This is a genomic window from Belnapia arida (genome assembly GCF_016773205.1).
Taxonomy (GTDB): domain Bacteria; phylum Pseudomonadota; class Alphaproteobacteria; order Acetobacterales; family Acetobacteraceae; genus Belnapia; species Belnapia arida.
The window spans coordinates 1-275 of the sequence record NZ_JAETWB010000213.1; the positions used below are offsets into that span (position 1 = coordinate 1).

The 275-nt window shown below is 66.9% G+C and carries 1 protein-coding gene; it reads left to right on the forward strand.

Features of this window, described 5'->3' with window-relative positions; genetic code table 11:
- Positions 1 to 69 precede the first annotated feature (69 nt).
- Positions 70 to 275 (forward strand): hypothetical protein (locus tag JMJ56_RS33440; RefSeq protein WP_202836162.1); only part of this gene is annotated, 206 nt, incomplete at its 3' end.

The following is a 275-nucleotide window of genomic DNA, read 5'->3' on the forward strand; positions in this document are numbered from 1 at the left end:
TCCGCCTCAAGCAAGGCCGGCTGGGCGTCACGCTCTGAGCTGCTGGCCTCCGAGACGGAGAACCAAGCCATGTTCCGCACCACTGTATTTGCCTCGCTGATCGCCCTCGGTGCCATGGGCGCTGCCCAGGCGCAAGACAACGGCCCTCGCTTGGTGGGTGGCGGCGCCGATGGTGGCCCCCGCGTTGAGTACGTGACACCGAGCCAGAATGTGGTCGGTGGCGGCTATGCCCGCATCACCGGCGAGAGCACCAACCGCAGCATCGCCTATTCGGG